An 11,954-nucleotide genomic window follows, 5' to 3' on the forward strand; every position below is an offset into this window, starting at 1 on the left:
TACACACGGAGTTATTCATGCAATACCGGAACCTTCTCACTGCTGCCGTTACTCTTGGCATCCTTACCGCCTGTGGCGGCAGCGACAATAACGTCGCCGATCCACGTCCCGTCGCCCCGGCGGCAAATTCAGGCAGCCCTGCTTCACCTTCTGCCAGAGGCCCATGGCAATTACCAACACAGCCTAATAATAACGATAAAAATAATAATGGAAATAATAACGGCAACAATGGGAATAATAACGGCAACAATGGAAATAATAACGGCGGTAATTCCGGAAATGGAAGTATTGATGCTGACTGGAAGAAAGCAATCAATAAACTCCGTATCAATGACCAGGAAATCGAACTGCTGGCCTCTAACATCACGCGCGGCAGCGGTGGCTACTTCAAGGGTGAGGACGATTCTTACAGAAAAATCGTCGGTAACAACCTGCACAATGCCCTGTACGGCATGGTGTACGACAAACAGCGCGGCTCCTACCACACTTTCTTCCAGGGCCCGTCTCCACAGCAAGTTCCGACCACTTTGCCGAAGAAAGGCGAAGCACGTTATAGCGGTTTGTCGGTACATCAGGCGGAAGGTGCTGATATGCAAGAAGGCTTGGCTGAATTTAATGTCAATTTTACGACTAAAGATGTAACTGGCCGGATCTCGGTGCCGGGGAAAATAGATCCGATTAGATTAAAGGCAAGAATTAATAATAATACTTTCAGTGGCTATTCTGATGAGCGTACCTTTACCAACGGTAGCTTCTATGGACAGAATGCAGCAGAAATGTCTGGTGTTTACGAGAAATACTCACAAACGCAAGCAGGCGAGCGTGAATTTCGTGGCGCGTTTGGTGCTACCAAGCGGCCTTGATAACGTCATTCGGTTTCCAAATATTAAAGGCCCCTCAGGGGCCTTTTTATTGGAAAATTGCTGCTAGACGCGCATTTATCCACCCCGTGCTATGATGCGCCGCTTCTTAAGGACAGATAAGACCACACATTCATGAATTACTGGTTGATGAAATCCGAGCCCGGCAATTTTTCGCTGGATGATTTGCAACGCCGTCCCGCGCAGACTGAGCCGTGGGATGGTGTGCGCAATTATCAGGCGCGCAATTTCATGCGACAGATGCAGGTCGGCGATCAGGCGTTTTTTTATCATTCCAATGCCCGTCCGTCCGGTATTGTCGGCATCGTCGAGATTGTTCGCGCGGCCTATCCCGACCCGACACAGTTTGATCCCGCAAGCCGTTATTTTGATGCGAAGGCGACGGTGGATGCACCGCGCTGGGATTTGGTTGAGGTGAAATTTGTGCGTGCCTTCCGCCACATCATCGCGCTGGACATGCTGAAAGCGGTGCCGGAACTGGCCGATATGGCAGTGGTGCAGAAGGGTAGCCGTTTGTCGGTGACGCCGGTTTCACCTGCGCATTGGCAGGTGGTGCTGGCACTCGCCGATGCTGAGGAGGACAGCGCATGACGGAGGTTGTCGTCCGCGTCGAGCATCTCTCTTTCTCGCGCGGTCAACGCAAGATTTTTGATGACGTGAGTTTTGTCATCCCGCGTGGCGAGGTGGTAGCGGTGATGGGGCCATCCGGTACGGGCAAGACGACCTTGATGCGCCTGCTGACTGGACAGTTGCGCCCTGATTGCGGCACGGTTGAGGTGTTGGGCGAGTCGGTGCCGGATTTGTCCCGCGCCGCGCTGATGCGTCTGCGCCGCCGCATGAGCATGTTGTTCCAGTCTGGTGCACTCTTTTCCGATATGTCCGTCGCCGAAAATGTTGCCTTTCCACTGCGCGAGAAGACGCGGCTGGATCGCAAATTGATTGCGACGGTCACAGCAATGAAGTTGCAGCGTGTCGGCCTGCGCGGCGCGGCGGCGCTGATGCCCTCGGAACTGTCCGGCGGTATGGCGCGGCGGGTGGCGCTGGCGCGCGCGATTGCCTTTGATCCGGAATTGATGATTTACGATGAACCGTTTACCGGCCAGGATCCTATCTCGCTAGGCGTCCTCACCCGCCTGGTGCGCGATTTGAATGATGGTCTGCGTATGACCAGTTTCGTGGTTTCGCATGATGTGACAGAGGTGAGCAAGATTGCCGACCGCATCCTGCTTTTCGCGGGCGGCAGACTGCTCGCTAACGATACCCCAGCGGTGGTGTATGCAAGCACAGATCCGCTGGTACACCAGTTTATGCACGCTGAGGCGGATGGGCCGGTTGCCTATCATTATCCCGCCGCCGATTATGCGGCGGAGTTGCTGGAGCGTGTCCGATGAAAGCAGTGCTGGATTTTCTCGCCGCTGTTGGCTCGACGACGCTACGCTGCCTCGCTGCGCTGGGTGATTTTTCGCTGTTTGCCCTGCTATTGCTGCGTCACTGCGCGGTGCTGGTGCGCAAGCCGCTGTTGACACTGCGCGCGACTTATAACGCGGGCGTACTGTCGCTGCCGATCATTCTTGTCGCCGGCCTGTTTGTCGGCATGGTGCTGTCATTTCAGGCGTACACGACGATGGTGCGTTTCGGCGCGGAACAATCGCTGGGACCTATGGTGGCGCTGTCGCTGATGCGCGAACTGGGGCCGGTAGTTGCGGCACTGCTCTTCGCCGGGCGCGCCGGTTCGGCGATTACCGCTGAAATTGGCCTGATGAAGACAACGGAGCAGCTGGCAGCGATGGAGATGATGGCGATTGAGCCTGTCGCCCAGGTCGGTGTGCCGCGTTTTCTTGGTGCACTCTTTGCCCTACCGCTACTCACCATTCTTTTTGTTGCCGTCGCCATTCTTGGTGCGCATCTGGTCGGCGTGGTCTATCTCGGCCTGGATGATGGCGTCTTCTGGTCGGGAATGCAGAACAGTGTCGATTTTGTGAGCGACATTGCCCGCGGCATGTTGCTGAAAAGCCTGGTTTTTGGCTGGGTCTGCGCGGCGCTAGCCGTCTATCAGGGCTTTAGCTGCCCGCCCACCGCCCGTGGCATGGCGAATGCGACTACCACCACCGTGGTGATGTCGTCGCTGGCCGTGCTCGGGCTGAATTTTGTCCTGACCGCGATGATGTTTGGAGGTTGAAGTGCAATCAAATCGCAGTGTATCCGTCGCCGTCGGCGTTTTCGTGTTAATAGCCCTCATCGGTATCGTTTTCCTTGCCTTGCAAGCGAGTAATGCGCGCGGTTTCCGCCTGCACCATCCCTATGAACTGGAAGCGCAATTCGGCGACATCAGCGGTCTGTCGAAAAATGCCAAAATCACCATGGCCGGGGTGCAAATCGGCAAAGTGAAAAGCATCAGTTACGATCAGGATAGCTACAAAGCCAAAGTCATCCTGCAAATATCCGGCGAATACGACCGCCTGCCGCTTGATAGCAGCGCCGATATCCTCACCGCCGGGCTTTTGGGCGAAAAATACATCGGCATCGTCCCCGGCGGCGATCTGGAGACCTTACAAAATGGTGATACGGTTCGTTACACCGGTTCGTCTATGGTATTGGAGAAGCTGATCCAGCAATTCGTGACCCAAATGTCCGCCAAAGATGATGGCGGCAACACCCCATCCCAGGAGCAAAAACCATGAAAAAATTCCTCATGACCCTCGCCCTTAGCGCTACCGCTTTTGCCGCGTTCGCCGCACAGCCGACCACTGACGACGCGCGTAGCCTTGTCGAACAGCAGGCCAAAACCGTCTTCACCAACCTGAATGCCAACCAGGCACGCTACCAAAGCGACCCTGCCGCATTCAGCGCGCTTATCCGCAATGAAGTCCTGCCCTACATGGACTTTGAACTGATGTCGCAAGTGGTTCTTGGCCGCCATTGGCGTGAGGCAAATGCACAACAGAAAACCGACTTCACCGCCGCCTTCCGCGACCTCCTGGTGCGCGTCTATTCGCGCGGCTGGACCAACTATGCCGGCACACCGGTTGAAGAAGCGGTGAAAGTGCTGAGTGCCACACCGGTGGACAAATACCAGCGCACTGATACCCGCATCCAGGTGCGCGATAAAAACGGCAAGCAGGCCATCGTTATTTTCAGCCTGCGCTTCAAAAACGGCCAATGGAAAATCTACGACGTATCCTTTGAAAACGTCTCCATCCTGTCCAGCTACCGCAACAGCTTCGATAGCGAAATCAACCAGGGCGGGCTGGACAAACTCATCGCCAAAATCAAAACCATGAAGGGCGATGAAAAACTATGACCCTCGCCGCCTTGGGCACCCTGCGCGACGGTGTGCTGCATCTGCATGCCGCGCTCACAGCCCGCAGCCTTGACGGCATCCCCTTCCGCGACGAAACCCTGCCTGATTCCCTCACCGTGGACGGGCAGGCATTGCAACAAGCCGACAGCATCGGTGTCGCCGCACTCGTCTGGCTGGCAGGTCAGGCGCAGCAACAGCAGCGGCGCACCATCTGGCAACACCTGCCGCCCCACCTTGGCGAACTGCTTGCCCTCTATGAAATTGACCTGCCCACCATGAGCCAACCCACCCCATGCAAGAAGAACTGATCACCGCACGCATCAAAGCCGTCCTGCCCGACGCTGACATCTCCCTCAGCACCTTCGACGGCGTACATTACAGCGCCCACGTCCGCTCGGCAGGCTTTGCCGGCAAGAGCCGCCTCGAACAACACCGCCTCGTCATGAATGCTCTTGGCGACATCCTCGGCAGCAACGAAATCCACGCTGTCGCCCTGAAAACCGAGGTCGCCTGATGGAACAACTGAAAATACGCGGCGGCAAACCGCTGCACGGCGAAGTCACTATCAGCGGCGCCAAGAACGCTGTCCTGCCTATCCTCGCTGCCACCCTGCTCGTTGCTGGCGAAACCATCATTGATAACGTACCGCGCCTGCGCGACGTGCACACCTTCATCAAAGTCCTGAACGCCATGGGCGCCAAAGCCGCCTTCACCGGCGATAACCAGGTCACGGTGGATGCCAGCCACATCACCAACCCCGAAGCGCCTTACGAACTCGTCAAAACCATGCGCGCCAGCATCCTCGTGCTGGGGCCACTGCTTGCCCGTTTCGGACAAGGGCGCGTTTCCCTGCCGGGTGGCTGTGCCATCGGTGCCCGCCCCGTGGACCAGCACATCAAAGGCATGCAGGCTCTCGGTGCCCATATCGACATCCACGAAGGCTACATCGAAGCCAGCGGCAAACTGCGCGGCAGCCGCTTCCTCATGGACGTGGTGACCGTCACGGGTACCGAGAACCTGCTCATGGCTGCCGCACTCGCCGAAGGCACCACCATCCTCGGCAACGCCGCCTGCGAGCCGGAAGTCAGCGACCTCGCCCACTGCCTGAACGCCATGGGAGCGAAAATCAGCGGTATCGGCACCACCACCCTCACCATCGAAGGCGTACGCGCCCTTAAACCGGCGCGCTACGCTACCCTGCCGGACCGTATCGAAACCGGCACCCATCTCATCGCGGCCGCCATTACCGGCGGCGACATCACCACGCGCCACACCCGCCCCGACCTGCTCGAAGCCGTCCTCGAAAAACTCGAAGCGGCAGGCGCGGAAATCACGCGCGGCGACGACCATATCCGTCTCGTACAACGCGGGCGCCCGCGCGCTGTCAGCATCCGCACCGCACCGTTCCCCGCTTTCCCCACCGACATGCAGGCGCAGTTCATGGCGCTGAATACCATCGCCCAAGGTACCGCGACCATCATCGAAACCATCTTTGAAAACCGTTTCATGCACGTCTCCGAATTAGCGCGTATGGGTGCAGACATCACCATCGAAGGCCACACCGCCACCGTGCACGGCGTGGAAAAACTGAGTGGCGCACCGGTGATGGCGACCGACCTGCGCGCCAGTGCCTGCCTTGTCCTCGCCGCCCTGGCCGCTGAAGGCGAAAGCACCATTGACCGCATCTACCACCTCGACCGGGGCTACGACGCCATCGAAAAAAAACTGAGCGCGCTCGGCGCCGACATCTGCCGCATCCGCGCCGCAGAATAAAGCGCCAAGCGGGACAACCGCGCCATTCAGCACACACCAAACATGCATCGCGACGAACTGCACACCTACCTCAACGACTACCTGCAAAGTAGCCGCTACCGCGACTACGCACCCAACGGCATCCAAATCGAAGGCAAAGCGGAAATCCGGCGCATCACCACCGCCGTTACCGCCTCGCAAGCAGCCATTGAAGCCGCCATCGCCCAACAGGCGGATGCCCTGCTCGTCCACCACGGTTACTTCTGGAAAGGCGAAGCGCCCGCTATCACCGGCATCAAAAAACAGCGCATCGCCGACCTCCTCGCGCATGACATCAACCTCATCGCCTACCACCTGCCGCTTGACCAGCACGCAGAACTTGGCAACAACGCCCTCTTTGCCCGCCATTTCGACTGCGAAACCGTGTGGCAATCTGCCGCCGAACCGCTCATCTGGCATGCTCACATCCGCCCAACCACGCTGTCTGCCCTGCTTGATCGCCTGGCACATGACCTCGACCGCCTCCCGCTTGCCGTCGGCGAAAACACAGGCGAACTCACCCATATCGCCTGGTGTACCGGTGCGGCACAAGACTACCTGCAACAAGCAGCGGCAGAAGGCGCGCAAGCCTACATCAGCGGTGAATACGCCGAACGCAGCTACCACGAAGCGCGCGAAAGCGGCTGCACCTACATCAGCTGCGGGCATCATGCGAGCGAACGCGCGGGCATTCGTGCCCTCGGCGAACACCTCGCTACTACCTTCGGCCTCGACGTCGCTTATTACGACGAGCCGAATCCGTTCTGAATCCCCCAATTATCTCGCTTGGCGGGCCGATGTCCGCCTCAATAGGCTATAAAAACATCCCTGCGCAAAAAAACGAGATTTTGCTAAGATAACCACCTCGAAAAAAACCTAAACCCAAGGCAATACGCCGTCTTGATAAGAATCAAACGATGCGCGGAGAAAAATCATGAGCAATGCAGCTAACCTCAAACCGGCATTCATCCCGGCGCACCCCATTGAAAACCCGGGGCGCCGCAAAATGCTGGTCGCGGTGACAACAGGCGCGACAGCCGTCGGTGCCGGATTCGTCGCCGTACCCTTCCTGAAAAGCTGGTTACCCAGCGAGCGGGCTAAAGCCGTCGGCGCACCCGTCGAAGTGGACATCACCAAACTTGAAGCGGGTGCCATGCAGACCGTACTGTGGCAAGGAAAAGTCGTATACGTCCTGCGCCGCACCGAGGACATGCTGGCCACCCTGCCGCAAGTCGGCGGTGACCTGCGCGACCCCGAATCCAAAGAATCCATCCAGCCCGAATACGCACAAAACGAATGGCGTGCCGAACGTAAAGACGTCCTCGTTACGCTTGGTATTTGCACCCACCTTGGTTGTGCGCCCAAACTGCAATCCCGTGCCGAAGGACGGGAAGTGCGCGGCGATGCCACTTGGGAAGGCGGCTTCTTCTGCCCCTGCCACGGTTCCAAATTCGACTATGCCGGCCGCGTGTACAAAGGTGTACCTGCGCCGACCAACCTGACTATCCCGCCTTATAACTTCAAAAACGACAACCTCGTTGTCGTCGGTGCCAGCAGCGAAGGAGGACAAAATGGCTAGCAACCCGTACAAAACCACCGGACTGCTCGGCTGGATCGATAACCGCTTCCCGCTGACCCTGCTCTGGCACGACCATATGGACCGCTACTATGCGGCGAAAAACTTCAACTTCTGGTACCTCTTCGGCTCGCTTGCCCTGGTCGTGCTGGTTAACCAGATCCTCACCGGCGTCTGGCTGGCGATGTTCTACAAACCAAGCGCTGCCGAAGCCTTTGCCAGTGTCGAATACATCATGCGCGATGTGGACTACGGCTGGCTTATCCGCTACATGCACTCAACCGGCGCCTCCTTCTTCTTTATCTGCGTTTATATGCACATGTTCCGAGGTCTGATGTACGGTTCCTACCGTAAACCACGCGAACTCGTCTGGCTCTTCGGCGCACTAATCTTCCTCGCTTTGATGGCAGAAGCCTTCATGGGCTACCTGCTGCCGTGGGGGCAAACCTCCTACTGGGGCGCGAACGTCATCATCTCGCTGTTCAGCGCTATCCCGATTGTTGGCGATGCCATCGTTACCTTCATCCAGGGCGACTTCTATATCTCCGATGCGACACTGAATCGCTTCTTCTCGCTGCACATCATCCTTATCCCGCTGGTGCTGGTGATGCTTGTCGCCGCGCATATCATTGCGCTGCACGAAGTCGGCTCGCTTAACCCGGACGGCATCGAGATCAAAGAACATCTGGACGAACGCGGTGTGCCGCTGGATGGCGTCCCCTTCCATCCGTATCTCACCATCAAAGACCTGGTCGGTTTTGGCTTCTTCTTCATGATCTTCGCCGGCATCATCTTCTATATGCCTGAATTTGGCGGTTACTTCCTCGAACTTGCCAACTTCGAACCCGCGAACGCACAAGTGACGCCGGAACACATCGCTCCCGTCTGGTATTTTGGCGCCTTCTATTCGATTCTGCGCGCCATGACTTGGGATTGGTTCGGCATTCCGGCAAAACTGTGGGGTGTTATCGCTATGTTTGCCGCTGTCGGCATGATTTTCATCGTGCCGTGGCTTGATCGCTCGCCGGTCAAATCCATCCGTTACAAAGGCTGGATATCGCGTGTGGCAATGGGGCTCTTCGTCATCGCGTTCATCACGCTGACCAAACTTGGCACCATGCAGCCGACCAATACCGTGACGCTCTTGGCGCAATTCTTTACCGCCGTGTACTTCGCCTTCTTCCTGCTGATGCCGATATACAGCAAACTCGACAAAACCAAACCGGTACCGACACGGGTGACCAAATGAACACGAAAAAAATCCTGCTCCTGCTGACCGCAACACTGACGCTGGCTCAGGCAGCGTTCGCATCGGGCGTTGCGGGCTACCCGAATGACACCTTTCAGGCAGACCTGACCAATAAAGTCTCGCTGCAAAACGGCGCCAAATACTTCATCAACTACTGTGCCGGTTGCCACTCGCTGCAATACCAGCGTTACAACCACATGTTCAAAGACCTGGAAATTGATCCGGAAATCGGGGCGAAAAACCTCATCTTCACCGGCGCCAAGGCGGTAGAACAAATGCACACCGGCATGAGTGCCGCTGAAGGCCTCAAATGGTTCGGGCAAACCCCGCCTGACCTGTCGCTGACAGCGCGGGCCAAGAGCGGGGCATACATCTACAATTACCTGCGCGGTTTCTACCTTGACGATACCCGTCCGCTTGGCTTTAACAACTCCATCTTTGCCGGAGCCAGCATGCCGAATCCCTTGTGGGAACTGCAAGGTATCCAGAAACCGGTGTATAGCGAAGAGAAAACCTGCGCGACCGTTGACGGTAAAGAAGCTTGCGAAACGCATAGCACCCTGACTGGCTTCGACATTGTTACACCGGGAATCCTGGACAAAGATCCTGCCAAAAACAAAGAAGCCTACGACCAAGTTGTGTATGACATCAGCAACTTCCTCAGCTACGTTTCCGATCCATCCGCGCTGGATAGAATGCGCATGGGCCCATGGGTACTGGCATTCCTTGCCTTCCTCACCATGATCTTCTACCTGCTGAAAAGAGAGTACTGGCGCGACATCCATTAACACAAAGGAAATTATGAGTATCGTGAGCCAAAAACGGGGCGGGCTGGCATTGTTCGGCAGCCCCATCCACGCCGCCAGTCACCGCTTGCGTCTGGTGTGCCAACTGAAAGACCAGGAAATTGATTACGTTGAAATTGACCCGGACAACATCCCGGCGGATCTCATCGAAATCAACCCGACGGGGCGCCTGCCTACCCTGATAGATCGTGACCTCGTTCTCTTTGACGAACGCGTGGTGAGCGAATACCTGGATGAACGCTTCCCACATCCGGCGCTGATGCCGATAGAAGCGAACCTCAAAGCCAAAATTCGCCTCTTTTGCTATGAACTGGAAACCAACTGGTATCAGCCGGTGGATCAGCTGCAACACGCCAAACTGACCCCTGCCAAGAAAAAAGCGGCACAAAAACAACTGCGCGAATCCGTGCTGCTGATGTCGCCGATGTTCAAAGGTCGCGACTACCTCATCGGTTCCGAGATCAGCCTGCTCGACTGCTGTGTGCTGCCGATCCTGTGGCGCCTGGAAAGCCTGGAAATTGATCTGCCCAAAGCTGCTGCGACGATCCAGCACTACATGGACTTCCACTTCGCCAAAGACTACTTTAAAAACTCGCTTTCCAAACAGGAAGCTGCGTTGCGGAGCAACGCATGAGCGAAATGACTGACCGTAAGCCCTACCTGCTGCGCGCCATCTACCAATGGATCGTGGATAACGACTGCACCCCGCATCTCGTTATCGCCGCCCCCGGCGCCGGTTGGGTACACGGTGTGCCGTCACACCTGCTGCAAGAGGACATGCTGGTGCTGAACATCTCGCCGCAGGCAACCGCACACCTGCAAATTGAAGACGACAACATTACCTTCCACACCCGCTTCGGCGGCAAGTCACACCAAGTCTGGGTGGCGATGGAAGCCGTCGCTTCGCTGGTTGCGCGGGAAAATGGCGAAGGTATCAGCCTGCCTGTAGCCGATGATATTGAAGCCGGGCCGAAAAAAACGCGGCAACCGGCAAGCGATAGCACAGACAAAACGCCTGATAATCCCGTGCCTCCCGCCGGAGGCAGTCATCTACGCATTATCAAATAGTGCTAATGCCCGCTTAGGCGGGCATTATTATTGGTGGATGACACAATGACGGCCTTACCTTGTATCCGTAGTCGTAAGTCGCCGTCTTTTGCGGAGTAGGGGTTTTATTGGGTAGACCGTCTTTCCGCCGCTTCCTCTGTGTTGGGTGTTTGACCCAGTTTGTCATTTGTCTCAATATTTGCCGCTGAAAGGTTCGCATCTGTACTTAGGCGAGGGGGTAAGTAAAGCCCGAGCGAGTGCAGAAGTTGCGAGCCTTTTCTTTATCCCCATTAAGTCGTAAATGTGCGCACGTTTTTTCGGAAGTTCCGTTCTTTCTTCATTACCTCTCGCATCTCTCAGCGAGAAAAATCTTTTTAGCAATAGTGAACGATCTTACCTTCGATGCCTGCGGGAGGGGCAAGAAATAGCCATCTGTCTCCCGCAGGACATGATTCGTCCCGCAGATATAGTTAAACATCTAAAAAATCGTAACGGCGTTGCGTCGCCTTGCCGTACTACCTGTACTGTCTGCGGCGACGCGCCTTGTTACGCTTTTTTATCTATTCAACTATACCACAGCCTAACATCCTTCGAACGGGCATAAAAAAACCGGATGCGGAGCATCCGGTTAAAGGGCGATCGCGTTTTTTATTTTATTGGCGCGTACCACCGAAAGCGGTGTTCAGCCCGCTGTCGTCAGAGAAGGATACCTGCCCGGCGGTTTCTTGGGCATTTGCGCCATAGAGTGCGCCTTCGTAGCGGCCGCTGTTGTTACCGATAACGCTGGCGTGACCGGCGTATTCGGCGCCACGCAGGGTGCCTTCATGCAGGGTGATGTCGCGGCGGGCACCGGGAATTTTGATTTCGCCGTTCACGGTACGTTTGCCGAAATCGACTTCCAGCTGGCTGTAGCCGTTGTCGAGTTCTTCTTTCTTGATGGTGTCCCAGCGTACGGCTTTACCGACGTAGGTGGCGCGCCCACTTTGCGGGACATTCACTGTCTTGTCGCCACGGTAGCGCAGTTCTTTCACGCGGCCGTCGTTGTGTTCCCACAGGCCGTAGAAGGAAGCGAACTGGTTGTAACCGTACAACTTACCGTTGGGGGTGGCGATAGTAATCGGTTTGTTGCTGCCCTGGGTGTAGCGGGACAGGTCAATATTGGCATCATCCGGGGTGATGGTGGTATCGGCACCATCTCTACCGCCACAGGCGGCAAGCAGGACGGCAACGCTGCTGGCAATCAGGATGTTCTTCATAGCTGGATTCCTCTTGCTGTGTTGAAAAGGTTTACCGTATAGGCGAG

General features: G+C 56.5%; 16 protein-coding genes. 15 read left to right on the forward strand and 1 reads right to left on the reverse strand.

Going from position 1 to position 11,954, the window contains the following annotated elements; all coding sequences use genetic code 11:
• Positions 1-17: 17 nt before the first annotated feature.
• From LG374_RS07415 to LG374_RS07485, 15 genes are all read left to right on the forward strand, one after another.
• Positions 18-863, forward strand: a complete 846-nt coding sequence (locus tag LG374_RS07415; protein WP_225757089.1) for a transferrin-binding protein-like solute binding protein — start codon at positions 18-20, stop codon at positions 861-863.
• Between the two features lie 132 nt (positions 864-995).
• Entirely contained in the window at positions 996-1,472 is a 477-nt protein-coding gene (locus LG374_RS07420; protein WP_225757090.1) for an EVE domain-containing protein, read from the forward strand.
• Positions 1,469-2,272 (forward strand): ABC transporter ATP-binding protein, encoded by an 804-nt coding sequence (locus LG374_RS07425; protein ID WP_225757091.1) that lies wholly within the window; start codon positions 1,469-1,471, stop codon positions 2,270-2,272. Before LG374_RS07420 ends, LG374_RS07425 begins: the two co-directional genes overlap by 4 nt.
• Entirely contained in the window at positions 2,269-3,060 is a 792-nt protein-coding gene (gene mlaE, locus LG374_RS07430) for a lipid asymmetry maintenance ABC transporter permease subunit MlaE (protein ID WP_225757092.1), read from the forward strand. Before LG374_RS07425 ends, mlaE begins: the two co-directional genes overlap by 4 nt.
• A gap of 1 nt (position 3,061) precedes the next feature.
• Positions 3,062-3,562: an outer membrane lipid asymmetry maintenance protein MlaD gene (gene mlaD, locus LG374_RS07435; RefSeq protein WP_225757093.1), complete on the forward strand. Its 501-nt coding sequence runs from the start codon at positions 3,062-3,064 to the stop codon at positions 3,560-3,562.
• On the forward strand, positions 3,559-4,182 hold the full coding sequence (locus LG374_RS07440) for a phospholipid-binding protein MlaC (protein ID WP_225757094.1): 624 nt from the start codon (positions 3,559-3,561) through the stop codon (positions 4,180-4,182). Before mlaD ends, LG374_RS07440 begins: the two co-directional genes overlap by 4 nt.
• The gene (locus LG374_RS07445) at positions 4,179-4,490 is read left to right on the forward strand and encodes an STAS domain-containing protein (protein ID WP_225757095.1); all 312 of its coding nucleotides are present in this window, start codon (positions 4,179-4,181) and stop codon (positions 4,488-4,490) included. Before LG374_RS07440 ends, LG374_RS07445 begins: the two co-directional genes overlap by 4 nt.
• Positions 4,475-4,696 (forward strand): BolA/IbaG family iron-sulfur metabolism protein, encoded by a 222-nt coding sequence (locus LG374_RS07450; protein WP_006984194.1) that lies wholly within the window; start codon positions 4,475-4,477, stop codon positions 4,694-4,696. Before LG374_RS07445 ends, LG374_RS07450 begins: the two co-directional genes overlap by 16 nt.
• A complete protein-coding gene (gene murA / locus LG374_RS07455) occupies positions 4,696-5,955 on the forward strand; it encodes a UDP-N-acetylglucosamine 1-carboxyvinyltransferase (RefSeq protein ID WP_225757096.1) in 1,260 nt (419 codons plus the stop codon). Before LG374_RS07450 ends, murA begins: the two co-directional genes overlap by 1 nt.
• A gap of 42 nt (positions 5,956-5,997) precedes the next feature.
• The gene (locus LG374_RS07460) at positions 5,998-6,741 is read left to right on the forward strand and encodes a Nif3-like dinuclear metal center hexameric protein (protein ID WP_225757097.1); all 744 of its coding nucleotides are present in this window, start codon (positions 5,998-6,000) and stop codon (positions 6,739-6,741) included.
• A 166-nt stretch (positions 6,742-6,907) separates the two neighbouring features.
• Complete coding sequence (gene petA, locus LG374_RS07465) at positions 6,908-7,552, forward strand: ubiquinol-cytochrome c reductase iron-sulfur subunit (protein WP_225757098.1); 645 nt, start codon at positions 6,908-6,910, stop codon at positions 7,550-7,552.
• Positions 7,545-8,798: a cytochrome bc complex cytochrome b subunit gene (locus tag LG374_RS07470; protein ID WP_225757099.1), complete on the forward strand. Its 1,254-nt coding sequence runs from the start codon at positions 7,545-7,547 to the stop codon at positions 8,796-8,798. Before petA ends, LG374_RS07470 begins: the two co-directional genes overlap by 8 nt.
• Positions 8,795-9,586 carry a cytochrome c1 gene (locus LG374_RS07475; RefSeq protein WP_225757100.1) on the forward strand — a complete coding sequence of 264 codons (792 nt, stop codon included), beginning with the start codon at positions 8,795-8,797 and terminating at the stop codon, positions 9,584-9,586. Before LG374_RS07470 ends, LG374_RS07475 begins: the two co-directional genes overlap by 4 nt.
• A gap of 13 nt (positions 9,587-9,599) precedes the next feature.
• Positions 9,600-10,238: a glutathione S-transferase N-terminal domain-containing protein gene (locus tag LG374_RS07480; protein ID WP_225757101.1), complete on the forward strand. Its 639-nt coding sequence runs from the start codon at positions 9,600-9,602 to the stop codon at positions 10,236-10,238.
• On the forward strand, positions 10,235-10,672 hold the full coding sequence (locus LG374_RS07485; RefSeq protein WP_225757102.1) for a stringent starvation protein B: 438 nt from the start codon (positions 10,235-10,237) through the stop codon (positions 10,670-10,672). Before LG374_RS07480 ends, LG374_RS07485 begins: the two co-directional genes overlap by 4 nt.
• A 632-nt stretch (positions 10,673-11,304) precedes the next feature.
• On the opposite strand, the gene LG374_RS07490 is transcribed toward LG374_RS07485, so the two are convergent.
• Complete coding sequence (locus LG374_RS07490) at positions 11,305-11,907, reverse strand: Slam-dependent surface lipoprotein (protein ID WP_225757103.1); 603 nt, start codon at positions 11,905-11,907, stop codon at positions 11,305-11,307.
• Positions 11,908-11,954 lie beyond the last annotated feature (47 nt).

It is taken from the genome of Cardiobacterium sp. Marseille-Q4385 (assembly GCF_916618745.1).
In the GTDB taxonomy this organism is placed as follows: domain Bacteria; phylum Pseudomonadota; class Gammaproteobacteria; order Cardiobacteriales; family Cardiobacteriaceae; genus Cardiobacterium.